The organism is Streptomyces sp. NBC_01092 (assembly GCF_045039535.1).
Lineage (GTDB): Bacteria > Actinomycetota > Actinomycetes > Streptomycetales > Streptomycetaceae > Streptomyces.
This window is the reverse complement of sequence record NZ_CP108659.1, coordinates 8,397,233-8,421,095: the sequence shown is the minus strand read 5'-3', so window position 1 is coordinate 8,421,095 and position 23,863 is coordinate 8,397,233. Positions and strand designations below refer to the sequence as shown.

19 protein-coding genes are annotated in these 23,863 nt (G+C 70.7%); 14 read left to right on the top strand and 5 right to left on the bottom strand.

The features are described from left to right. Window positions 1–89: 89 nt before the first annotated feature. The 4 genes from OG254_RS37950 (at window position 90) to OG254_RS37935 (ending at window position 5,736) form a co-directional block, all read left to right on the top strand. A complete protein-coding gene (locus OG254_RS37950) occupies window positions 90–914 on the top strand; it encodes a LuxR C-terminal-related transcriptional regulator (RefSeq protein ID WP_405595429.1) in 825 nt (274 codons plus the stop codon). 192 nt (window positions 915–1,106) lie between these two features. Further along, on the top strand, window positions 1,107–3,932 hold the full coding sequence (locus OG254_RS37945) for an AAA family ATPase (protein ID WP_405591159.1): 2,826 nt from the start codon (window positions 1,107–1,109) through the stop codon (window positions 3,930–3,932). A 218-nt stretch (window positions 3,933–4,150) separates the two neighbouring features. Further along, entirely contained in the window at window positions 4,151–4,939 is a 789-nt protein-coding gene (locus tag OG254_RS37940; RefSeq protein ID WP_147995706.1) for a trypsin-like serine protease, read from the top strand. A gap of 149 nt (window positions 4,940–5,088) precedes the next feature. Beyond that, window positions 5,089–5,736 (top strand): LysE family translocator, encoded by a 648-nt coding sequence (locus OG254_RS37935; RefSeq protein ID WP_351201440.1) that lies wholly within the window; start codon window positions 5,089–5,091, stop codon window positions 5,734–5,736. Between the two features lie 14 nt (window positions 5,737–5,750). On the opposite strand, the gene OG254_RS37930 is transcribed toward OG254_RS37935, so the two are convergent. Continuing rightward, window positions 5,751–6,854, bottom strand: a complete 1,104-nt coding sequence (locus OG254_RS37930; RefSeq protein ID WP_405591156.1) for a winged helix DNA-binding domain-containing protein — start codon at window positions 6,852–6,854, stop codon at window positions 5,751–5,753. Between the two features lie 144 nt (window positions 6,855–6,998). Here OG254_RS37930 and OG254_RS37925 point away from each other — a divergent pair, with 144 nt between their 5' ends. The 6 genes from OG254_RS37925 to OG254_RS37900 all read left to right on the top strand — a co-directional run bounded on the left by OG254_RS37925 (window position 6,999) and on the right by OG254_RS37900 (window position 12,915). After that, window positions 6,999–8,159 carry a magnesium and cobalt transport protein CorA gene (locus tag OG254_RS37925; RefSeq protein WP_405591153.1) on the top strand — a complete coding sequence of 387 codons (1,161 nt, stop codon included), beginning with the start codon at window positions 6,999–7,001 and terminating at the stop codon, window positions 8,157–8,159. A gap of 219 nt (window positions 8,160–8,378) precedes the next feature. Next, complete coding sequence (locus tag OG254_RS37920; protein WP_106434143.1) at window positions 8,379–8,489, top strand: keywimysin-related RiPP; 111 nt, start codon at window positions 8,379–8,381, stop codon at window positions 8,487–8,489. Window positions 8,490–8,515: 26 nt separating this feature from the next. Beyond that, the gene (locus tag OG254_RS37915; RefSeq protein WP_405591150.1) at window positions 8,516–10,396 is read left to right on the top strand and encodes a lasso peptide isopeptide bond-forming cyclase; all 1,881 of its coding nucleotides are present in this window, start codon (window positions 8,516–8,518) and stop codon (window positions 10,394–10,396) included. Beyond that, window positions 10,377–10,631, top strand: coding sequence for a lasso peptide biosynthesis PqqD family chaperone (locus OG254_RS37910; RefSeq protein WP_405591147.1), 255 nt, complete (start codon window positions 10,377–10,379; stop codon window positions 10,629–10,631). The genes OG254_RS37915 and OG254_RS37910 overlap by 20 nt, the downstream gene beginning before the upstream one ends. Continuing rightward, the gene (locus OG254_RS37905) at window positions 10,628–11,065 is read left to right on the top strand and encodes a lasso peptide biosynthesis B2 protein (RefSeq protein ID WP_405591144.1); all 438 of its coding nucleotides are present in this window, start codon (window positions 10,628–10,630) and stop codon (window positions 11,063–11,065) included. The genes OG254_RS37910 and OG254_RS37905 overlap by 4 nt, the downstream gene beginning before the upstream one ends. Continuing rightward, window positions 11,062–12,915 carry an ABC transporter ATP-binding protein gene (locus OG254_RS37900; RefSeq protein ID WP_405591141.1) on the top strand — a complete coding sequence of 618 codons (1,854 nt, stop codon included), beginning with the start codon at window positions 11,062–11,064 and terminating at the stop codon, window positions 12,913–12,915. Before OG254_RS37905 ends, OG254_RS37900 begins: the two co-directional genes overlap by 4 nt. A 91-nt stretch (window positions 12,916–13,006) precedes the next feature. Here OG254_RS37900 and OG254_RS37895 read toward each other — a convergent pair whose 3' ends face one another. Together OG254_RS37895 and OG254_RS37890 are read right to left on the bottom strand one after the other, a co-directional pair. Then, complete coding sequence (locus OG254_RS37895) at window positions 13,007–15,235, bottom strand: BTAD domain-containing putative transcriptional regulator (protein ID WP_405591138.1); 2,229 nt, start codon at window positions 15,233–15,235, stop codon at window positions 13,007–13,009. A gap of 755 nt (window positions 15,236–15,990) precedes the next feature. Beyond that, the gene (locus OG254_RS37890; RefSeq protein ID WP_405591135.1) at window positions 15,991–17,418 is read right to left on the bottom strand and encodes a flavin monoamine oxidase family protein; all 1,428 of its coding nucleotides are present in this window, start codon (window positions 17,416–17,418) and stop codon (window positions 15,991–15,993) included. 452 nt (window positions 17,419–17,870) lie between these two features. On the opposite strand from OG254_RS37890, the gene OG254_RS37885 reads away from it, so the two are divergent. Together OG254_RS37885 and OG254_RS37880 are read left to right on the top strand one after the other, a co-directional pair. Then, window positions 17,871–19,049, top strand: a complete 1,179-nt coding sequence (locus OG254_RS37885) for an acyl-CoA dehydrogenase family protein (RefSeq protein WP_405591132.1) — start codon at window positions 17,871–17,873, stop codon at window positions 19,047–19,049. A 55-nt stretch (window positions 19,050–19,104) separates the two neighbouring features. Continuing rightward, a complete protein-coding gene (locus tag OG254_RS37880; RefSeq protein WP_351201452.1) occupies window positions 19,105–19,986 on the top strand; it encodes an NAD(P)-binding domain-containing protein in 882 nt (293 codons plus the stop codon). Between the two features lie 305 nt (window positions 19,987–20,291). On the opposite strand, the gene OG254_RS37875 is transcribed toward OG254_RS37880, so the two are convergent. Beyond that, entirely contained in the window at window positions 20,292–21,896 is a 1,605-nt protein-coding gene (locus OG254_RS37875) for an aspartate aminotransferase family protein (RefSeq protein ID WP_405591129.1), read from the bottom strand. A 178-nt stretch (window positions 21,897–22,074) separates the two neighbouring features. On the opposite strand from OG254_RS37875, the gene OG254_RS37870 reads away from it, so the two are divergent. Further along, on the top strand, window positions 22,075–22,623 hold the full coding sequence (locus OG254_RS37870; protein ID WP_222723914.1) for a flavin reductase family protein: 549 nt from the start codon (window positions 22,075–22,077) through the stop codon (window positions 22,621–22,623). A gap of 76 nt (window positions 22,624–22,699) precedes the next feature. After that, the gene (locus OG254_RS37865; RefSeq protein ID WP_405591126.1) at window positions 22,700–23,113 is read left to right on the top strand and encodes a YybH family protein; all 414 of its coding nucleotides are present in this window, start codon (window positions 22,700–22,702) and stop codon (window positions 23,111–23,113) included. A 222-nt stretch (window positions 23,114–23,335) separates the two neighbouring features. Here OG254_RS37865 and OG254_RS37860 read toward each other — a convergent pair whose 3' ends face one another. Beyond that, a complete protein-coding gene (locus tag OG254_RS37860; protein ID WP_405591124.1) occupies window positions 23,336–23,743 on the bottom strand; it encodes a YybH family protein in 408 nt (135 codons plus the stop codon). Window positions 23,744–23,863: the final 120 nt, after the last annotated feature.

The following is a 23,863-nucleotide window of genomic DNA, read 5'->3' as shown; positions in this document are numbered from 1 at the left end:
CATCGTGTAATCCGTGACGTGGGTCTCACTACCCCCGATCGGGGGTGTACGCTCCGCGAACGCCGCGGTGAAAGGGCGAGTACGTGGCAGTGGACGCGGCCGAAACGGTGGAGATACGGAGCGCGCTGGTGCGCCTGCGCCGCTCGACGGGGCTACCGGTCGCCTTCGGCGGCCTGGTGGAGCCCGGGCGCCCGAGGATCCGCATCAGCGAACTGACCGGCACGGCCACCGACTCCCTGCGCAGGCTCGCGGTGACCGCGGGCAACGGCCTGGGCGGCAAGGCCGTCGCCCTGGCCCGCCCGTGCGCCGTCACGGACTACTCCGCCTCACGGCAGATCACCCATGAGTACGACGCCGCCGTCGCCATGGAGGGGCTGTGCTCGGTGATGGCGGTCCCGGTCGTCGTACGGCGCCGGGTGCGCGGTGTCCTGTACGGCGCCCTGCGCACGGCCCAGCCGCTGGGCGACCGCACGCTGACAGCGGCGGTGGAGGCGGCCCGGGACGTCGAGCAGGCGCTGGTGGTGCACGACGAGGTGCGGGGGCTGCTGGAGGCGGCCCGGCCGCAGCCGGCGCCGCCCGACCGCAGTGCCTTGTGGGAGCAGGTCCGCGAGGCCCACGCGACCCTGCGCGCCCTGGCCCCGCGCATCGGCGACCCGGCCCTGCGCGCGGAACTGCTGGACGCCTGCGGCCTGCTGACGGAGGGGCCCGCGCCGAGCACCGTGCACCTGGCCCCTCGCGAACTGGACGTACTGACACATGTGGCCGCCGGCGCCACGAACGCGGCCACCGGCGAGCGGCTGGGGCTGCGCGCGGAGACCGTCAAGGGCTATTTGCGGTCAGCCATGCGGAAGCTGGGCACCCACACGCGGGGTGAGACGGTGGCGGCGGCGCGCAGGGCGGGGCTGCTGCCGTAGGCCCACGGGTGCGGTGCTGGTCCGGACCAGCACCGCGGTGGTCCGGACCAGCGTGACAACCCCTCATTCATTCATCCGTGCTTTGAATTTCCCCATGCTCCACGGCTGTTATTTGCCTCACCATGTCGGCGGTCCGAATTTCAAAGACCTATTGCCTAATATTGGCCCGGACACGACACACGGAGGGGAGCGGTGACCGTGCGACGGGACTTCAAGGAGCCTGCCAGATGCCGCCCCGACCAGGTCATCGGCAGGGAGGAGCTGTTCACGGCGGCGCGTGAGCAGCTCGGGCGGGGCGGCAGCGTGCTGCTTCACGGACCTGCCGGAATTGGGAAGTCGACGGTCCTGCGGGCATTGGCCGCCGAATGTGGCGGCACGGCGCGCACGGTGTTGCGCTGCTCGCCCACGGAGTCCGAATCCCACCTTCCGTTCCTGGCCCTCGCCGACCTGCTCGGCCTGGTCCTGGAGGAGGTGTCCGACCGGCTCCCCGCCGCCCAGCTCACCGCCCTGGAGTCGGCGCTCACCGGCCGCGGCGAGTCCACCCTCCAGCGCGACGGCCTCGCCCTGCGCCTGGCCGTGCTGTCCACGCTGCGCGCCCTCGCCGACAGCGGCCCCGTCCTCGTGGTCGCCGACGACCTCCAGTGGCTGGATCCGGCCAGCGCCGAACTCCTCGGCTTCGCGGCCCGCCGCCTCGGCGACACCCCGGTACGGATGCTTTTCGCGGTGCGGACCGAGGGCGAGGAGTACGACCGCCATCTACGCGCGTCTCCGCCGGACACCCTCGCCGTACGCCTGGGCCCGCTCTCCCGCGCCCAGATGTCCACCCTGCTCGACCACCGCGGCTACACCGGCCTGCCCCGCTCCACGGTCCGCGACATCCACCGCACCAGCGGCGGCAACGCCCTGTTCGCCCTCGAACTGGGCCGCGCCCTCGCCGAGAACGTCACCCCGCCCCGCCCCGGCGAGCCGCTGCCGGTGCCCACCTCGCTGCGCGCCCTGGTGCTGAACCGGCTGGAGATGCTGTCGGACCAGGCCCGCCGCACGCTCCTCGTCGCGAGCGCCGGCGCCCGCCCCACACTGGCCCTGCTGCACGCGGCCGGCCGGGACAACGCCGAGGCCGAGACCGCCCAGGCCGCCGAACTCGGGCTGCTGGCGACCGAGCCCGAGGGTCCCGCCGTACGGTTCGCGCACCCGATGATCTCCGCCGCGCTGTACGCGGAGGCGCCCGCGCAGGAGCGCCGGGCCGCGCACGCGGCGCTGTCCACGGCCGCCTCCGACCCGATCGAACGCGCCCGGCATCTGGCCCTCGCGACCACCGGCACCGACCCGGAGGTCGCCGCGCGCCTCGCCGAGGCCGCCGCGCTGGCCCGGGACCGGGGCGCGCCGTCGGTGGCCGCGCAGCTCTCCCTGCTTGCCGCCCGGCACACCCCGGCGGACGGCACGCCGAGCCCGAACGGCCTGCGGCTGGCGGCCGCCGACGACGCGATCACCGCCGGCGAGCTGGACCTGGCCCGGGACATCGCCCGTGAGGCGCTCGCCCGCACGGCCGTGCCGGCGGAGCGGGTGCGGGCCTGGATCGCGGTGATCGAGACGGCGGGCCACGCCATGACCGAGGTCGACTCGATCTTCCCGCAGGCGCTGGCCGACGCGGGCGACGACCCGAAGCTGCTCGCGCTGGTCCACTACCAACTGACCTGGCGCGCCCTGCTCGTGGAGGGCGACTTCGACGAGGCCCGCGAGGAGGCCGGGTACGCGGCGGAGCTCGCCGCGCGGGCCGGTGACCGCTACACCGAGCTGCTGGCGCTCGCTCTCAAGGCGCAGATCGAGACCCTGATGGGCCACCCGGACGCCCCCGCGACGATCCGGCGCGCCCTGGAGGAGCCCCAGGACCCGAGGGTGGCCTGCCACCACAACGGGGCCGGCTACTCCCGCTTCCGCTGGCTGATCATGAGCGACCAGCTCCCCGAGGCCCGCGCGGCGGTCACCGCGCTGCTGCGCGAGGTGCGCCGGCACGGCTGGGTCGAGAGCGAGGTGCACTTCCTGCGCGGGGTGGCTGAGACCGAACTGCACTCCGGCCACTGCGGACGCGCCCTCGACCTGGCCCGCGAGAGCCTGCGCCTCGCCCGGGACACCGGGATCGGCGAGGTCGCCTCCGCCGTGCTGACCTCACTCGCGGAGGCGGCGGGCGGTGAGGTGGAGCGGGCGCTGACGCTGGCCCGGGAGGCGATGGAGCACGCCGAGGAGGACGGCGACCAGATGTACGTCTCACGCGCCCTGGCCGCCCTCGGGCACGCCCAGCTGGTGGCCGGGGACACGGAGGCGGCGGTGCGTTCGCTGCGCCGGGTGCGCGAGGTCGAGCAGGGCCTCGGCATCACCGATCCCGCGCGCGGGCGCTGGCACGGCGACCTCGCCGAGGCCCTGGTGCGCGGCGGCGAGATCGCCGAGGCGCAGGACGTCATCGACGTCACCCGCGAGCAGGCGTTGCGGCTGGACCGGGAGAGCGTGCTGGCCGTGCTGGACCGGGCCGAGGCGCTGGTACGCGCGGCACGCGGCGAACCGGAGGCCGCCCTGGCCCAGTTGACGTCGGCCCAGGACCGGCTCGGCAAACTGGGCTACGGCCTGGAGGAGGCCCGGGCCGCCTTCGCACTGGCCCAACTGCGTTCCGGTGCCACAGGACGGACGTCGTACGACGAGCCGGCCCGGCTGTTCCGCCGGTGCCGGGCGCTGCCCTGGCTGCGGCGGGTCGAGGCCGCGGCAGAGGTCGGTACCGCGGAGCCGGCGCCCGTGCCCGCGCCCGTCGCCACGCCGGACGGCCTCGACAGCCTGGACGGGCTCGCCTCGATGGAGCGTCAGGTCGCGGCGCTGGTCATGGAGGGCGCCACGAACCGGGAGATCGCCGCGCGCCTGTTCATCAGCGTGAAAACGGTCGAAGCAACCCTTACCCGGGTCTATCGCAAGCTCGGGATCCGATCGCGGGTCGACATCGTCAGACTCGCTGCGGGGCGCCGAACGCCCTAAGTTCACCCGTCTTTGTCGGTCCTGCGTGTTTACCCGGCACGACCGAGGGTTTTCCCTGCCCAACTCCCTTAGGGGGTTCCCTCATTGGGAAGGGGAACGTCCGGGACCTACCTTGTGGATGTGCCGCTCGCCGGGCACACGGAGGTCGGTCCCGCGACTCCCGTGCACACCCCCCACACCCGCGCGACCCCCCACCGGCAATCCCAATGAGGAGTCTCATGTTCGGGCTCACCCGTGCCAGAAAGACGGCCGCCGTGGCGGCCACCGTCGCCGCCGCCGCGGCGGCCCTGCTCAGCGCCCCCACCGCTGAGGCCGCCGACTCGCGCATCGTGGGCGGTTCGACGACCACGACGACCTCGTACCCGTTCATGATGCAGATCACCGACGCCTCGCAGGACCAGTTCTGCGGCGGCACGCTGGTCTCGGCCACCAAGGTCGTCACCGCGGCCCACTGCATGGTCGGCGAGAGCACGAGCAGCGTCCGGGTGGTCGGCGGCCGGACCTACCTCAACGGCACGAACGGCACCGTGAGCCGGGTCAGCGACATCTGGATCCACCCGGACTACCAGGACGTCACCGAGGGCAACGACGTGGCCGTGCTGACCCTGTCCACGTCGATGTCGTACACCCCGGCCTCGTACGTCGACTCCTCGGACACCGGCGTCTACGCCACGGGCACCACCGCCCGCATCCTCGGCTGGGGCACCACCTCCTCGGGCGGCAGCTCCTCCAACCAGCTGCGCACGGCGACCGTCCCGACCGTGTCCAACTCCAGCTGTTCCAGCTCCTACGGCTCGGACTTCATCGCGTCCGACATGGTTTGCGCCGGATACACCTCCGGCGGCACCGACACCTGCCAGGGCGACAGCGGCGGTCCCCTGCTCATCGGGGGCGTCCTGGCAGGGATCACTTCCTGGGGCGAGGGCTGCGCCCAGGCCGGTTACCCGGGCATCTACACCCGGCTGACCACCTTCTCGGACGAGGTGACGGAACAGGTCGAGTCCTGACCGGAATCGTCGTCCAACAGGTCTCCTGAGCCCCACCTCAGGTGATGACCGGGGGGCGTTGCGGGCCTCCACGAGCGGCCCGCAACGCCCCCTATCCATGTCCGTCCGCCCCGGGGTTGAATGGCCGGGATCGTACGGAGGTGAGGGACATGGTGTCCGCCGACCGACTGCTGGCCTTCGCGGTGATGTCGCTGCTGGTGGTCCTGATCCCGGGACCCAGCGTGCTGTTCGTCATCGGACGGGCACTGGCCCACGGCCGCCGCACCGCGGTGGCGACGGCCATCGGCAATGTCTTCGGCTCGTATGCGCTGGTGATCGCGGTCGCGGTGGGCATCGGCTCGCTGGTGGAGCGGTCCGCGGCGATCTACCTCGCGGTGAAGCTGGCGGGCGCGGCCTACCTCGTGTTCCTGGGCGTCCAGGCGTTCCGGCACCGCAAGGAACTGCGGGTGACGGCGACCGATCCCGCCTCGGCGCCCGCGGCCCGCGGCGACCTGCGGACGGTCCTCGACGGCGCTCTGGTCGGCGTCACCAACCCCAAGGGGATCGTGTTCTTCGCCGCCGTACTCCCCCAGTTCGTGGACCAGTCGGCAGGCCAGGTCCCCCTCCAGATGCTGGTGCTGGGCCTGATCCCGATCATGATCGGCCTGGTCACGGACACCCTGTGGGGCCTGACCGCGTCCGCCACCCGCACCTGGTTCGCCCGCTCGGACCGACGGCTGTCGCTGATCGGCGGAGCCGGCGGATTCACCATGATCGGGCTCGGCGTGACGGTGGCGGTGACGGGCCGCGCCGACTGAGACCCGCCGCACTTCTACGGGATGACGGTCCCGAACCGGATGTCGTACGACTCCTGCGGGTGCATGACCTGAAGCATGCGCGCCGCCTCCTCGGTGACCTCCGCGCGCTGCGCCTTGGTGAGGTCGCCGAACGGCTCGATGACGAGGGCGTCGTCGATGATGCGCCACACGCCGGCGAGGAAGCCGTCGACGAGGAACGGGCAGTAGAGCATGTTCGCGTGCCAGGTGCGGCCGCGGTTCGGGGGCGGGATGACCCGGGTGCGGTCGGCGTGGGAGAGCAGCAGGTTGTCGAACTCCGGCAGGAAGCGGGGCGGGGCCGGGGTGTCCGGGTCGGGGCGGGGGGCGTCCGGGAGGTCGAAGAGTTCGACGCCGCTCTCGTCCCGGAAAGTGAGCAGCTCGGGGCGCAGTCGTTCGAAGACGGCGCGCATCCGGGTCAGCCCGGACCAGGTCTGCATGTCCTTGACCGAGGCCGGCCCGAAGGCGGCCAGATAGCGCAGGACCGTGGCGTCGGGCGAGGCGGCCGGTTCGGCGGGGCGCTCCAGCCAGTGCTCGACGGTGGTCAGGGCGACCTGGGCACCGCGGCCCCACAGTCCGCGCGGGGTGACCTGCACGAGGGGCAGCTTGCAGCGGGCGGCGACGGCCAGGGACTGCGGGTCGGCCTGCGGCCACTCGGCGCTCAGCGCCTCGCGCAGCTGCTTCATGGTGCGGGGCTCCGCCTCGACGAGCTCACGGGCGATCACGGCGAGCCGGTCCAGGTCGACGCCGACGAGGCCCTTGCGGAAGATGTTGATCTCACGGTCCCGGGCCGGCTGCACCAGCGGGCGCAGGGTGAGGGCGTCGTCGGCGCTGTGCAGGTGGATCGTCGAGCGGATGGTGACCATCCGTACGGCCGAGCGGTCGGCGAGCTGCCCGGACAGCTCTTCGGGCATGAAGCCGTCGAGGCGCGCGGCGAGCGTGTAGTACGGCGGCTTGACCTCCTGCGCCTGGAGGCCGAGCAGATGCTCCACGGCCGCCAGGGCGGACATCGGCGAGCGGCGCAGCAGGAGCTGGCGGTCGAGGGTGGCGCGGTTGAGGGCGCGGGTGCTGAGGACGGGCTCTGCCATGGTCCGCTTCGTCATGCCGAGCACGCTAGCGACGCTTGCGGACACCTTCTGTCCGCAACTCTCCCCGGTCCTGGACCGGCTCGCCCCGCCCATGTCATTCGCCCCGTATATCCTGCTCGGTGATCACGCACCCGTCGTCCTGACCGGGAGGGAGCCGCAATGTCCGAGCGACGCGCCCGCCCCGCCGCGAAGAAGGCCATGAAGTCCGGCTGGCGCCGAGCCCTCACTCCTGCGCAGCCGTCGGAGCCGCCGCCCCCCGAGCCTTCCGAGCCCGCCGGGACTCCGGAGCAGGCCGAGGTGGCGAGCGTCGTGCAGGCGGCGCTGTACCGGGACGGGGTACGGGTGTCCTCCCCCGCCACCCTCGCCGAGACCTTCCGTGAACTGCGCGAACAGCCGTCCGGCATGGCGTGGATCGGCCTGGCCCGGCCCACGGAGGCGGAGCTGCTGTCCCTGGCCGCCGAGTTCGATCTGCATCCGCTCTCCATCGAGGACGCGCTGGAGGCCCATCAGCGGCCCAAGCTGGAGCGCTACGGCGAGACGCTCTTCGTGGTGCTGCGCGCGGCCCGCTATCTCGACGCGCCCGAGGAGGTCGACTTCGGCGAGCTGCACGTGTTCGTCGGCCCCGACTTCGTGATCACGGTCCGCCATGGCGCGGCCCCCGATCTGTCGGCGGTGCGCCTGCGCATGGAGGAGACGCCGGAGCTGCTCAAGCTCGGCCCGGAGGCGGTGCTCTACGCGATACTGGACGCGGTCGTCGACGGCTACGAGCCGGTGGTGGCGGGGGTCCAGATCGACATCGACGAGATCGAGACCGAGGTCTTCCGCGGCGATCCCGAGGTCTCCCGTCGTATCTACGAACTCTCCCGCGAAATGGTCGAGTTCCAGCGCGCCACCCGCCCGCTGGTCGGCATGCTGCACGGCTTGATGGCGGGCTTCTCCAAGTACGGCACGGACGAGGAACTCCAGCGCTACCTGCGCGACGTGGCCGACCATGTCACGCACACCAGCGAACGCGTCGACGGCTTCCGTCAGGCCCTCACCGAGATCCTCACGGTCAACGCGACGCTGGTCACGCAGCAGCAGAACGCGGAGATGCGGGCGCTCGCGGAGGCGGGGTTCGAGCAGAACGAGGAGATCAAGCGGATCTCCTCGTGGGCGGCGATTCTGTTCGCTCCGACGCTGGTCGGGACGATCTACGGGATGAACTTCGAGCACATGCCGGAGTTGCACTGGGTGTTCGGGTACCCCTTCGCGATCGGCCTGATGGGGGTCATCTGTGCCGGCCTGTACGTGATCTTCAAGCGACGGGACTGGCTCTAGGCCTGCCCTGTCCTCCTAGACGAAGCGGCGCATGTCCAGGAGCGGGGGTACGCCCGGCGGCGCCGCCTGTGGCCGTCGCCAGGCGCTCCACGGAGGGGGGCGCACAACCGGATTGAATGGGATTTTGCATATTATCTGAGCTTCGTAATCGCTCTTGCCATGGGCTCACGTTCTGCAGCTAGCTGAATGCCGACAGGAACCCGCATGTGAGGAGTGGTCATGAAGAAGGCATATGAGGCGCCGACGCTCGTCCGGCTCGGTACGTTCCGCAAGGAGACGGGGCTCCTCGGGCGCCACGGCAACGACCGGCTGATCCTGAGCAAGAACTGACGGCCGACGGTCCTTGACCCGACGTCATGACTGAACTGCACGAAAGTGCGGGGACGGGCCTCGGCGACGCGCACTTCACGGTCTTCACCGACCGTGCGGACGCGGCCGCCGTGGCCCGCTCCTTCGCCCGCCCCGGAAGCCGGAGCCTCACGCATGCGTCGGGCGGGCCCTGGCTGGTCGGCCACTGGCACGACGACGAGGTCGTCACGGCGAACGCCGGCACCGCGGCCCTTGCCGTAGTCGGCTGCTGTCCCGTCGACGCCGACGAACTGCGGCGCCGGGCAGCACGGTTGCGTGATCTCGCGGAGCTCGACGCCCTGGCCCGGACCCTGCCCGGCAGTTTCCACCTCGTCGGAGCTCTCGACGGACGGATCAGGGTCCAGGGCACCGCCTCCGGACTGCGCCTGGTCTTCCACGCGGAGATCGACGGCGTACGGGTGGCCGCCACCCGTGCCGACACGCTCGCCACCGCCCTGGGCCTCGACCCCGACGTCGAGGAGCTGGCCGTAAGGCTGCTGTGGCCCGCCCCGTATCCGCTGTTCGAGACGTCCCTGTGGCGTGCGGTCACCGCCGTTCCTCCGCAGGACGCCCTGGTCGTGGCCGCGGACGGGCGCACCGCACGGCACACCCGGTGGTGGACGCCGCCGGAGCCGGCCCGGCCGCTCGCCGAAGCGGCGCCCCTGATCCGGACGGCGCTTCAGGAGGCCGTCGGCGCGCGTACCCGGCAGGGCGGCGTCGTGAGCTGCGACCTGTCCGGCGGCCTGGACTCGACCTCCGTCTGTTTCCTTGCCGACCGCTCCCCCGCCCATGTGGTGGCGAGTACGTGGCCGGGACGCGATCCGGCGGACACCGACCTGCACTGGGCCGAGCAGGCGATCGGGCACCTCCCAGAGGTCGAGCACATGGTCTGGGACGCCGACGCCTCGCCGCTGGTCTACGAGGATCTGCTCGACATCGACGACCTCCTCGACGAGCCCACCATCGGCGTCATGGACCGCTCCCGGGTCCTGCACCATCTGCCCGGCCTCGCCGCACGCGGCAGCCGGCTGCACCTGACCGGCATCGGCGGAGACCACGTGGCCTGGTGCTCCGAGGCGTACTACCACCAACTGCTGCGCACCCGTCCGCTGTTCGCCCTGCGCCAGTTGCGGGGATTCAGGGCACTGTGGCAGTGGCCGCTCGCCGGCACGGCCCGCGCGCTCTCCGACTCCCGGCCGTACCGGACGTGGCTCGCCGACGCCGCCGACCACCTGCGGGGCCCGTTGCCCCCCTCCGTCGCGACGGGGCTCGGCTGGGGCATGGCCCCGCGCCTGTTCGACTGGGTGACCCCCGAGGCCGAACGGCTGGCCCGCCGGGCCCTGCTCGACGCCGCGGCGACGGCCTCGCCACTGCATCCGGACCGCGGCCTGCACAGCGACCTGGAGCAGATCCGCTCGTGCACCCGCATCATCCGGCAGTGGGACCGGATGGCCGCCCGCGTCGGCCTTCCCATGGCCTCTCCTTTCCTCGACGACCGCGTCATCGAGGCGTGTCTCGCGGTACGTCCGAGCGAGCGCGTCACGCCCTGGCGGTACAAGCCCGTCCTGGGCGCCGCGATGCGCGGGATCGTGCCCGATGCCTGCCTGAGGCGGACCAACAAGGCCGCGGCCTCCATGGACGCCTCCAACGGACTGCGCGAACACCGCGCCGACCTGCTGACCCTGTGGGAGGACTCGCGGCTGGAGGCGCTGGGCCTGGTGGACGGAGCCGAGTTGCGTCGCCTGGCCCGGCGGCCCGCCTCCAAGGGGCTGTCGGACGCCATCCTCTACTCCACCATCGCCGCCGAGGTGTGGCTGCGGGGAATGGCCCGCGGCCCCGCCCGAGTCCCCACGTCAGAAAGGCCCTTCCATGCCCCTGAGGTTCGGTGACAACGTCTCCACGGCCGAGACCGACTACGGCACGGTGCTGCTGGATGAACGCGCCGGCGAGTACTGGGAGTTGAATCCGACCGCCACCTTGGTGGTGCGGACGCTGCTCGCCGGCGGCGAGGAGTCGGAGGCGGCCGCCGCCCTGGTCCGGGAGTTCGACATCGACCAGGCGCAGGCCTTGCAGGACGTCGAGACGCTCGTAGGGCAGCTGCGCAGCTCGGGGCTCGCCTCATGACGACACCCAGCGCGCTGGAACGACCCACCGGTGTTCCCCTGGCCCGACGCCTGGCCGCCCACCTCGTCCTGTTCCCCGCCGTCGCCCTCGCCCTCCTGCCGCCCCGCCACATCCGCACCGTGCTCGGCATCCTGCGGCGCGGTGCCGCACCCGCCACCACCTCGCAGGCCCAGGGCGCCCGCGACGCCATGTGCGCCGCCAGCCTGCGCTGTGCCGGACCGAAGGGGTGCCTGCCGCGCTCCCTGGGGGCCGCGCTGCTGTGCCGGCTCGGCGGGACGTGGCCGACCTGGTGCACCGGCGTACGCGTCGTACCGCCCTTCACCGCGCACGCCTGGATCGAGGCGAAAGGCCGTCCCGTCGGCGAGGGTGTGCCGGAGGGCTACTTCGCCCCGCTGGTGACCGTCGGCCCGCTGCCACGACCGTCGGACCGATGACCGGCACGACCGATCCGGATGGCGGCGGAGCCGCGGTCGCCGACAGCGACAGGTCCACCCGGGCGGCGGTGGCCACGATGTACCGGCTCACCGCCGGGCACCGGCGTGCCGTGGCCGTCGCCACCGTGCTGACCCTCGTGGCCTCCGCCCTGGGACTGGCCCAGCCGCTCGTGGCCAAGCACGTCGTGGACGCGAGCGGCCGCGGGCAGGTCATCTGGCCGCTGCTGGCACTCCTCGGCGCGCTGTTCGTCGCGGAGGCGGCGACGGGATCCGTGGGGCGCTTCCTGCTGGAGCGGATGGGCGAAGGCGTCGTACGACAGCTCCGGCACGGGCTGGTGGGGCGGCTGCTCCGGCTGGAGATGAGGGAATACGGCCGTCGCCGAGGCGGCGACCTCATCTCCCGGGTGACCACCGACACCACCGTGCTCCGGGAGGTCGTGTCGCAGGCCCTGGTCGATCTGGTGACGGGAAGCCTTGTCGCCGCCGGGGCGATCGTCCTCATGGCGTGGCTCGACCCCCTGCTGCTGCTCCTGGTCGCCGGCACCGTGGCCGCGGCGGCCCTCGTCGTCGCCTCGCTGCTCACGGGTATCCGATGCGCCTCCGAACGTATACAGAACTCGGTCGGTGCCATCGCCGCCGACCTCGCACGCGCCCTCGATGCCCTGCCGATGGTCCGCGTGCACCGTGCCGAGGAGCGCGAGGCGGCGGGTATCGGCGCACGTGTCGAGGCGGCCTACGGCGCGGGGGTACGCACCGCGAAGCTCGCCTCGGTCATGAGCCCCGCTGTCGAACTCGCCGTGCAGGGCTCCTTCCTCATCGTCCTGGTGGTGGGCGGTCTGCGCGTCAACGGCCACGCCGGCTCGCTCGGCGACCTGGTCGCCTTCCTGCTGTACGCCTCGTACCTCGTCCTGCCGCTGTCGTCCGTGTTCCGTGCCGTGGGCCTCATCCAACGCGGAATGGGCGCCTACCGGCGCATCGAAGAGGCGCTCGGCCTGCCGGTGGAGCCGAGCGCACAGGTGGTGCCCGGAGTTCACGCACACCCGCCGCGCCCGGCAAAGCCGCCCGCCGCGCCCGACCAGCCCACCCTCGCCCTGCACGACGTCCGCTTCGGCTACGACCCTGAACGGCCGGTCCTGCGCGGCGTTTCGTTCACCGTGGCGCACCGTCAGCACGTGGCACTGGTGGGCCGGTCGGGAGCCGGCAAGAGTACGGTGTTCGCCCTGGTGGCGAGGTTCTACGAGCCGGACGCCGGCGCCTTGCTCTTCGACGGGCGGCCCGCCACCGAACTCACCCGTGACGCCTGCCGCCAACGCATCGCCGTCGTCGACCAGAACGCCCACGTCGTCCACGGCACCCTGCGCGACAACATCGCCTACGCCGTGCCCGACGCCACGGAAGCGGAGATCCGGCGCGTCGTGGAACTGGCCCGGCTCGAAGAGGTCGTCGCCCGGTTGCCCGGCGGTCTGTCCGCCGTCGTCGGCGAACACGGCAGCACCCTCTCCGGTGGCGAACGCCAACGTGTCGCCGTCGCCCGCGCGTTGCTGGCGCGCCCCGCGCTGCTCCTGCTGGACGAGCCCACCTCCCACCTCGACGCGATCAATGAATCGGCGCTCATCGGCGTCATGAAGGACGTCGCCCGGGAGTGCGCCCTGCTGGTCATCGCGCACCGCCTGTCGACCGTGCAGCACGCCGACCACATCGTCGTGCTGCACGACGGTCGCACCACCGCCGGCGGATGCCACGAGGCGCTGCTGGCCGGCAGCGCCCTCTATCGCGAGCTGGCCGCGAGCCAGATGCTCCGTCCGGGCGGCGTCCCCACAAGCGGCGACGGCGCGCGGGCGACCGGTTGACGCCGTGCCCTCCCCCGCCGTCGCGTGGACAGCGGACGTCCCCTCGGCCGACGATGCTGCCGAGGGGACGTGTGCGGTCAGGTGTGCGATGTCACGCCGTGGAGCAGGCGAGTTCGGACTCGTCGGGCCGGTCGAGCATCACGATGGTGGCAAGGCGCCGGTCCGAGGACCAGTCGGGATGACGCACGAGCTCCGGGGTGGCGCCGACGATGACGGTGAGCGGGATCATGTCGGGGAGCCGGGCCAGGAGACCGACGAGTTCCTTGCCGGGCTGGTCCGCGAGGTGCAGGTCGTCCACGATCAGGACCAGCGGTCCGTCCTGTGCGGCGGCCTCCAGGAAGTACCGCCAGACGTCCATCCACTCCTGGGCGGTCAGCCACTCCGTGGTGCGGTTGACCGTCTCGAAGAGGGAAGTGCACCGGGCGACCAGCCAGTTGGAGCAGCTCTTCGCGGCGTCCAGGCGGTCGACTATGGCACTGATCTTCCGGCGGACGGCCCAGGGCGGATCGGAGTCCACCACTCCGGAGTACTGGGAAATGATCCTCCGGTGGAGGCCGAAGGGGCCCGAGTCGGCGGCCTCCTCCCTGCTCCAGGTCAGGACCTGTGCCCCGTCCAGCGTCTCGGTGGCGAAGATCTCCAGCTCGTGGAGCATCCGGCTGCGGCGCTCCTCGACGTTTCCGAGCACGGTGATCAGGTGCGGCTGCGACCAGCGGCTGCTGTGGGTCATCGCGCCCTGGAGCAGGTCCAGTTCGCGGAGGTGGGAGTTGTCCTCTTCTTCCCCTCCCGCGTCGCCCCGGGCAGGCTCGACCCGGCCCAGCAGCTGCCAGCGTGCGGGGGTGCCGGGAGGGCCGGGAGCGCCCGGGATCTCAGCGTAAGAAAAGTGCCCCTGGGTCTCCTCGCGGGTACGGTCGCACACCTGGACCCGGTCGGAGGGGGCCAGGTCGAGCAGGGCCCCGGACTCGTTCATCACCCTCGCGCCGAAGACCTTGGGCGGTGAACTCGCGCCGAGGGACTGGCTGACGAGGACCTCGCCGGTGGCGACGGACACCCGCAGCTTCGTGCGCACGCCCGCGGCGGCGCCGTCGCCGGATGCCCGCGGCGGCGCGGTCAGGACTGCGCGCAGCCCGTAGGCGGCCAGGACCGCGCCCAGGGAATACTCCTCGTCGTCCTCCTCTGCGGCGAACAGGGCGACGGTGGCGTCGCCCAGCGAGGAGATGACCACTCCGCCGTGCTGCTCGATCTCCCGTTGGACGAGACCGCTCATGCGGTCCGTCCAGGTGTCGAGCTCGGCGCAGTCCTCCGGGGCGGGGTCGGGTTCGGCGCGCACGGCCAGGATGCTGGCGCGACGGCGCACCGCGGACGAGGCGGTGGAGCCGGTGGCGGTCACCGCGGCGGGGCGGGCCGGGCCCGGGTTCGCAGGCATCGCTGTCTGCAGCGGACCGGCTCCGGGAGAGAGCGCCAGGGCCTCGGCGGTCCGGGTCGTGGCGTAGACGGCGGACAGGACCTTCGGGGCCGACGCGAGGAGGGGCGCCGCCGCGGCGACCGCGCGCAGGGGCGCCGTGGCGGCGCGCTGCGGGGTGGGCCACGCCCCCTGGGCCTGAGGCTGGGTCAGGGCCGGGAACCCGCCTGCCTGGACGTGCTCCTCGGCGCGCGGCCGGGCGGGGGTCTCCTCCGCCGCGAGGGAGGCCACAGGCCTCGAACGGGGGTGGTCCCCGCCGAGTACCAGCGCGAGGTCGGGGTCGTGGTTGAGGATCGCCTGCTGGAGCTGCTGGAGTTCCCGGCTCGGTTCGAGGCCGAAGTCCTCGACCAGCAGGTTGCGCAGGCGGCTGAAGACACCGAGGGCGTCCGATTGGCGCCCGCATCGGTACAGCGCGCGCATGAGCTGGCCGCAGGCGCGTTCGCGCAGCGGCTCGTTCTCCACCATCGATTCCAGGTCACCGAGCACGGCCTGATGGCGTCCGCAGGCCAGCTGGGCTTCGAAGAAGTCCTCCAGGACGTCCAGCCTTGTGCTCTCCAGGGTGGACAACTCCGGCCAGGACAGGCCGGCTTCGGTCACATCCAGAAGGGCCGGACCGCGCCACAGTTCAAGGGCGTCGTTCAGCAGCCGCCCCGCCTCGTCGGGCTCTCCGGCCTCCAGCCGGGAGCGCCCCTCCTTCACCCAGCGGTGGAAGAGATGAAGGTCGATGTGTTCGGGTGGGACGTCGAGCGAGTAGCCCGGGGACTGGGTGCGCAGCGCCACCGGAGTGGACTCGTCCTGGTTCGGAAGCAGAGCACGCCGCAGGCCCCAGATCGCGTTCTGCAGGATCTTGCGGGCGGTCATCGGCGCCTCTTCGACGCTCCACAATGCCTCTAAGAGTTTGCTGGTGGGAATCGTTTGATTGGGATGAAGAAGCAGGTATCCAAGTGTCGCGCGCTGTTTACTTCCGCCCAGAGGGATGACACGTTCGCCCGTGACAACCTCTAGTGGACCCAACACCCTGAACCACATAGTTCCCCGCAGTGCTCGATGTGTGACGCAGAGCACGTTCCCCCCCTACGTCATTAGCGTAACCAATGCTACTAACGGTTTACGTCGATACCGCAACGCTTTCCATGCCGAATTAACACATCGTTCAACCGGATACCGGACGACCCAAGGCACGTCCGAGGCGGCGGGGACAGTTCTACCAGCCCGGACCGCCGGCCGAGCCGCGCTCCGTGAGGCCGCGTGTCACTGCACCCACATCAGGTAAAACGGGATGATATCGGACCAAAGCCGCAACATCCGAGCACGGGTGTCGATACTTGATCACGCCGTGCGGGAAATCGTCGACCCTCCCATGATCGGCGACCCAGGCTCCCGACGGCTAGGGCGAAATCATTACAGAGCACGTACATTCTGTTCCCTGAGTCGTACCGGTTCCTGGAATAAGAGAAAGAAGAATGAACCGGCGCGGAAACTCCAGAGAACGACGCTGGTGACGGTGCCGGAATTCCAGGAAACGCAACCGGGGCGGAAACGACCGCGCCCGCCGTCAGGCAAAGGCTGAGCCTTGCAGACGGCGGGCGGTGGAAAGGGCTTGCAGGGAACCGGATTTACGCGACGGCCGCGTAGCCGCTCAGGCCCGCGGCGACAGCGGCGGCCTGGGTGCCCGACTCGATGGCGCCGTCCACGTAACCGGCCCATCCCGTGGCGATGTCGCTGCCCGCGAAGACGAGGCGCCCGTGCGGCTGGCGCACCGCGCGCAGGGACCGCAGAAGCTGGCCCGGCCGCATGAAGGTCCAGGCGCCCTTGGCGTAGGGGTCCTTGCCCCAGTCGTGGCCCTTGACGGAGAGCACCTTGGTGCCCGGGAGCACCTCGCTGATGGCGCTCTGGACCTGGGACAGGTTGTTGGCGTCCAGGTTCGGGTTGACGCTGAAGGCGACCAGCACCGTGCCCTGGCTCGACTTGTCGGTGTTCGCCAGGACCAGGTCGAGCGGCGCGCCGCTCTTGCCGTTCACCAGCGGGCGCCCGATGTCGCCCTGGACCTGGATGAGGATCTTCTTGGCCGTCGGCACCCCGACGGTCTCGGTGCTCAGCCGCCCGAACTCGGCCGGCAGGCCCGCGGTGAAGTTGATGGAGTTCCAGACGTTGACCGGCACGGCCACGACCACGGACCCGGCGTCGTACACCTGGCCGCCGGCGGTCACCTGCACGCGGGAGCCGTTGTCGGCGACCTTCGTGACGGGCGCGTTGTACACGATCGGGACGCCGGACTCGGCGAGCAGCTTGGTGATGACACCGCTCAAGCCGCCGACGGGGCGGGTGACGTTGATGCCGTGGAAGGTCTCGGTGTTGTAGCCGCACAGTGCCCACCAGCGGGCGAGCTGGGTGAGCGAGCCGCGCTCGAACCCGCCGCCGTAGGCGCCGGTGGTGGCGCTCACCCAGTTCTGCTCCAGCGTCGTCAGGCGCAGCTGGCGCGCCCGGTCGCCGAGGGTCAGCTTGTCGACGTCGGCCAGCAGGTCCGCGCGGTTGAACGGGTCGTAGGCGCGCGGCATGTACTGCTCCGCGCCCTCGACGAACCTGCGCAGCAGGGCGTCCTGGTGCTCCAGGAAGGCCAGGTCCTGCCGGGCGTAGCCGCCGGACTCGGTGGCGAACACCGTGTACTCGGGGTTCGGGTCGTCGACCCGGGCGATGCCCAGCCGCTGGACCTCGCCCCAGATCAGGGTCTGGCTGGGGTGGATCCAGGTGGCGCCGAACTCGACCGGCACCCCCGAGAAGGTGCTGGACCAGGCCCGGCCGCCGACGCGGTTGCGGGCCTCCAGGATCAGGGCGCGCTTGCCCTTCTTCTTCAGCTCACGTGCGGCCGTCACACCGGCGAAGCCACCGCCGATGACGATCACGTCGTAGCTCCGCGGGCCCGCCTCCGCGAACGCGGTTCCGGCCGAGGCGACTCCGGCTGCCCCCACCAGACCTGCGGCGGCTCCGGCCTTGAGTATCGCGCGGCGCGAGGCATGCGCCCTTCCGACGAATGTCTCTTTCATTCCACTCCCCTTGTGCATGAAGTTGCCGGTCGTCCAGGAATGAGGTGCTGCCGTGGACAACTGAATGCGGGTCGACCCTAATGGCGGCATGGCCGAAAACGATGCGGTTTCTCCCACTGGCCGATAATCGTCCGTTTCAGCTCGCAAAACCGTGCCGAGACAGCTCGATTACCTTCCGGTGAACCGGCAGTGGGCGTCCGAAGACCGCCTCCCGGTAACCTGGGCCGCATATTCGGTAACCTGCCGTGCATGGCTGTGGATGGCCGGAAGCGATTACTCGATGGTGGCTGGCAGGTGGCCGGTGGTCGGCTAGCTTTTCCGAGTCCCGAAATGGCAATGGGTGGCGAAATTGAACCGGGTTCCGTGTCCATGGTTCGATGCGTTTCCACATGACACATCGTCGGCCTGCGCCCCATGCCTTTCACTCATGCCGAACTGACCGAGGAGCTGGAATGGCCGTCAGGTCGACCGAAGCCGAGAACATTCTTAAAGCCGTACGGGAAATCGTTCCGACGCTGCGTGCGAACGGTCCGGCGTCCGAGGACCAACGCTGGATCGTCGAGGAGAACATCGAACTCCTGGAGAAGGCCGGTGTATTCCGGGTCGCCGTGCCGAAGCGCTTCGGGGGCCTGGACCTCTCGCTGAAGGAGCAGGTGGAGATCCTCACCGAGATCTCCCGGGGCTGCGGGTCGACCGGCTGGGTCGCCGTGGCCTGGATCTCCAGTGCCTGGATGGCCACCCTCTACCCGCTCCAGGCCCAGGAGGAGATCTTCAAGGACGGCTCGGTCCGGATCTCCGGCGGGTTCACGCCGACCGCGAAGATGGTCCCCGCCGAGGGCGGCTACGTTCTGGGCGGCGCCTGGCGCTTCAACTCCGGTGTCCGCGGGGCCCACTGGGACCTGCTCGCCGCGGAGCTGGAGCACGCCGACGGCACCGTCGAAGAGGTCTACGCCATGGTGCCGGTGGACGAGCTGACCATCGCCGACGACTGGCACGTGTCGGCCGCCATCGCCACCGGCAGCTCGACGTCCAGTGCCACGGACCTCTTCGTGCCCGCCCACCGGGTGGTCACCCTTGAGCAGGCCGTGCTCGGCACGTCCGGCGGCGGCGCGGTCACCGGCTCCAAGGGCCGTGACTACAGCCTGATCAGCTACGTCGTCGCGGAGTCCGTCGCCGCCTACATCGGCATGGCCCGCGCCGCGTACGAGGAGATCGTCGCCACGGTCAAGGGCAAGCCGCTCGCGTACAGCAACGTGACCGACCAGGCGCAGCACCCGCTGACCCAGATTCAGATAGCGCTGGCCTACGGCAAGATCGAGGCCGCCCAGGCGCTCGCCGACACCTACCTGACGCTCCTTCAGGAGCGCGCGGACGCCGGTGAGCAGCCGACCTGGGACGAGAAGGCGGAGGTGCGCGGCAAGGCCGGCGTCGCGATCCTGCTCACCCAGGAGGCCCTCCAGGCGCTCCACTCCATCAGCGGCGCCGGCGCCCTGTCCCGCAAGGCGCACTTCCAGCGCTTCTACCGGGACCTGCAGGGCCTGGCCCGGCACGGTCTGATGGCCCCGAACATGGGTCTTGAGGTGCACGGCCGCACGTTGCTCGGCCTCGACCCCGACAGCCTCTTCCTTTAAGACGCCGTCCCCGCGGGGGCGCTGATTCAACGAACAACCATAAGGAGCAAGTCACATGTCGAACACGAACCAGGGTCCGGTGACCGTCCTCGGTCTGGGCATGATGGGCGCCGCCCTGGCCGCCGCCTTCGTGAAGAACGGCAACGCCACCACGGTGTGGAACCGTTCCGCCGGCAAGGCGGACGCGCTGGTCGAGCAGGGGGCCGTCTTCGCGCCCGACATCAAGGAGGCCATCGCGGCCAGCCCGGTCGTCGTGGCGTGCGTCTCCACCTACGAGGTGCTGAACGAGCTCGTGGAGGGCGCGGCCACCGAGCTCAAGGGCAAGGTCGTCGTCAACCTCACCTCGGGTACCCCCGACGACGCCCGCGCCTTCGCCGCCTGGGCGGAGCAGAACGGCGTGCGCTACCTGGACGGCGCCATCATGGCCGTCCCGCAGATGATCGGCCTGCCCCAGGCCCTGATCTTCTACGCCGGTTCGCAGGAGCTGTTCGGTGAGCACGAGGAGCTGCTGAAGCTGCTCGCCGGGACCAATGTGTACCTGGGCACGGACGCCGGCGTTCCGCTGGTCTACGACCTCGGTCTGCTGTCGCTGCTGTGGTCGAGCCTCGCGGGCTACTTCCACGCCGTGGCGCTCGTCAACTCGGCCGGTGTCTCGGCGGAGGCGTTCACCCCGTTCGCGCTGACCTGGATCGAGCACGTCATCACCCCGGCGATCCCGCCGAGCGCCCAGGAGATCGACTCCAGCAGCTTCGAGACCGAGGTCTCCAGCCTCGCCGTCAACAAGGCCGCGATCGAGCACCTGGTCGCCACGAGCAAGCAGCTGGGTATCAACAGCGACTTCTCCGCGTCGATCCAGGCGCTGATCGAGCGTCGCGTCGCGCAGGGCCACGGCACCCACAGCCTGGCCAGCCTGGTCGAGGCCTTCAAGCAGGGCTGAGCGCCGGCATCACCACCGGGCCGCCCGGGTGCGACCGCACACCCACCCGGGCGGCTGTCCGCCGGGCGGGCCCGTCCCCCCGTACTGGGCCGGTCCGGCGGCAGGGTGCACGGGTGGGGACTGAGGGGTGCCCGCCCGTGCACCGCGCTGTCCGTCACGGCGGACGCCTGTCTCGGAGAACGGCGGTCGGAGAACGGGCGGGCACGGCGGGCGAAGGATCCGCCCAGGTCCGCCGGATGTGCGCGTAGGCCGGTGTCCGGGACGGGCTTCCCCGTCCCGGGCACCGGCCTGTTCGCGCTCGCGTGCTACGCGCCGGGCAGCTCCAGCGGCCGCCGATAGCCGCCCTGGATGATGTCGCAGGTGTCCCGCAGGGCCGTCTCCAGCCAGGTGATCTCGTCGTCCGTGAGCAGGATGGACGGCTCGAAGCGCAGCGTGTTGGGCGCGCTCGCGGTGGGGAAGGTGCGGAGCCGGTGGCCCCGCAGCAGGTGTCCCGCGACCAGGTAGCCGAACAGACCGGACCGGGCGGCCTCGGCGACCGGGGCGGCCGGCGCGGCGGACTGGTCGTGGAACTCCAGCCCGAGGAACAGGCCCCGGCCGCGGACGTCCTTGACGACGTCGGGGTAGTCGTCGCGCACCGAGCTCAGCATCGCCAGCAGCCGGTCGCCCAGCTCGGCGGCCTTGCGGTACGCGGCGCCGCCGTCCGCCTCCAGGAGCTCCAGGACCTTCAGGGCAATGCGGTTGGAGAAGCCGTCCTTGGCGAAGGTCGAGCTGTGGATCAGCTCGAACTGGCCCTGGTAGCGCGAGCCACGGACCAGCAGCACCGAGATCTTGGCGAGGCCGCCGCCCAGGCTCTTGGCGAGGGTGTAGTAGTCACCGCGCAGCCCGAGGCGGGTGCCGGCCAGGAAGTCACCGGTACGGCCCATTCCACTCTGGATCTCGTCCACGATGACCGGCGCGCCGACCTCCGCACAGACCTCGTGGACCTCCTGGACGAACTCCCGCGGCACCTCACGGATACCGCCCTCGCCCTGAATCGGCTCCAGGATGAACGCACAGATGAGGGGCGCCTCGTGCTCGGTCAGCCGGACCAGGCCGTCGGCCACCTCGAGACCGAACAGCGTGGCGCGCTCCTCGTCGGCGATCTTCCGCAGCATGCCGGGTTGGCCGAGCGGCACGAACCGGGCCTGCGCGGCCAGCGCCTTGAACGGGTTGCGGTAGCCCTCGTTGTGCGTGAGCTGGACCGTGCCGACCAGCTTGCCGTGGAAGGAGCCCTCGGGGGTCAGGAGCACCGGCGGGCGCCCGGCCTGGGTCGCGTTGCGGGTGACCAGGTGATGGGTGAGCTCGTTCAGCGCGGTCACGCCGGAGTCGCGGGCCTCAAGACCGGCGCGCTCGAAGACCTCGGCGGGTATGGTCGCCGAGCCGTCCCGCACGGCCTCGCGCACCGCGGTGATGCCGTCGTCGATGGTGGCCAGCAGCGCGCCGAGCCGGATGACGCGGTCCATCTCGGCGTGCTTGAGGGCGGCCTCGTTGGCCTCGGCGCCGGTGTTGGCGAAGATGGCGAAGTACGGCTCGTCGTAGCCGCTCTCCCGCCGCACGATCCGGCTCAGGGCGAGCGCCAGGCGGGCCGCCTCCGGGTGCAGCGAGAACTGCGAGTGGACCGGAACACCGGCGTCGAGCAGTTCCTTCGCGTGCGCGACGAGCGTCGGGTGGTGGTGGCCCAGGAGGAGTGAGCCGTATCCGCCCGCGTAGTCCAGGACGGGGATCTCACCGCCGTCCTCGGCTCGCTGATAGAGCAAGTTTCCCTCGGCCCGCACATATTCCGCGTCAAGGCCGGCGGAGGCCAGTACGGCACCCAGGTGCGGCTCGGCCAACTGCGTTTCTTCAGCGTGGGGATGCGATACATCGGTCATGGAGCCAACATGCCGAACCCGCACCAGTGCGTGGTCACGGCGTGGTCATCGGGGCATTTCGCACCGTACGAACCCTCGATTACTTGGCGATTGAACGCGGGAATGCGCTGAACGGATAGCTTCTCTGTCCAGCCCTTCGTTGCGTAGGGGCCAGCGAACCCGAATCCAAAGAGGGGAAATGACTCCTGCATCCGCAGAGCTTGATCCCACAGTCTCGCGGACGGGGCTGCGCACGTCTGTCGAAGCCGCTTCGCTGCGGGATGTGATGTCGCAGTTCGCCACCGGCGTCACCGTGCTCACGGTAGGTGGCGAGCACATACACGCCATGACCGCCAACGCCTTCAGTTCCGTGTCGCTCACCCCGCCGACCGTCCTTGTGTGCATTGCTCACAGTGCGGTCATGTTCGAGGAATTGACGGGGGGCGGGCATTTCGGCGTGAACATCCTGGGCGCCGGACAAGAACCGCTCGCCCGTCATTTCGCGGACAAGAAGCGCACTCTCGGCCTCGCGCAGTTCGAGGACGTCAAGTGGACGCCGGGCGCGCACACGGGCGCCCCGCTTCTGGCCGACGCGCTCGCCTGGCTGGAGTGCGATGTGATCGACGCGCATGTCTCCGGCGACCACACGATCTTCGTCGGGAGGGTGCTGGACTGCCGGCGAGGCGACGGCGAACAGGCTCTGACGTTCTTCGACGGGAAGTTCGGCAGCGTGCCACGCGCCGCATGAAGACTCCGCGCGCCCGGTCGGCGCGCGGACGCACCAGACCAGTCGTCCATGACGACCCAGAATGAAGGAGCAGTCCATGACCACCTCGACGACCGACGTCGACCTGTTCAGCCTCGAACTCACCGACGACCCGGAAATCCAGAACGAGGTCTTCCTGAAGATCTTCAACTCGGGCAACGGTGCCGCCTTCGACAACCTGTACCGCGCCGACGCCATCTCCAACCTGACGGGCGGCCCGCTGACCGGTGAGGCCCGCACCAAGGGCATCATCGACCTGCTGGCGCAGGGCCCGACCCTGAAGTCCGTCGTCAAGCACTCCTACACCGCCGACGACGTCACGCTGATCGTCGTGGACTTCGAACTGGGTCTGCCCGGCGAGGACGGCGAACTGGTCCAGATAAAGGGCACCTGCACGGACGTCATCCGGCGTCTCGAGGACGGCAAGTGGATGATGGCGGTCGACCGCCCGGTCGCCGACCTCACCGCCTGAGTCCTCACGCGGTAACCGGCGGCGAACCAATGCCGCCACGAGGCCGGGCCGCCCCCGCGAATGGGGGTGGCCCGGCCTCGTCGGTGGGGTGACGTGGGTTGGCTGGTGGGTTCGCCGGGTGCCCCTGACGCAGAGAGCCGTATGACCCGGGGCACTCCGGGTCATACGGCTCTCTGAGGCATCCGTGCCGGTGTGGGCCGGCTCGTGCGGTCGTCCCTCGGGTCAGTCGCGGGGCTCCTCGCCGAAGGGGTCGTCGATGGCGTACAGCCACGTGCCGTTCGCCTGCTTGCGCAGCACGTCCAGGCCTATGCCTCGCAGGTTCTCGCGGCCCGAGCCGTCCTCCGCGTTGACCTCCATCGTCCAGTCCACGACCAGCAGGGCCGTGTCCCCGGTGACGTAGGCCTCGCGGACGTCGGTCTCGATGCGCGGCTGCGTGAGGTCGAGGAACTCCTTGATGGCGGCCCCGCGTTCCTTGCCGCTCACCGGGTTCCCCTTCTCCCACACGATGATGCCCGCGTCCGTGTAGTGGGAGTCGACGCTTCCCGCGTCACCCGAGTTGAAGGCCGCAACATAGCTTTCAAGGTGCTCCTCGAGCTCCTTGGGAAGTGCGACGGCCGCAGCGTTCGGCATTCTTCTCTCCTCCGGTACGTGTGAACTACCGCGGAAAAGCTATCCGTACGCCGGAAACCGGCGACTCATCGCGGAGTAATACCCCGTCCGGCATTGCGATGAGAGCGCTCTGATTACCGT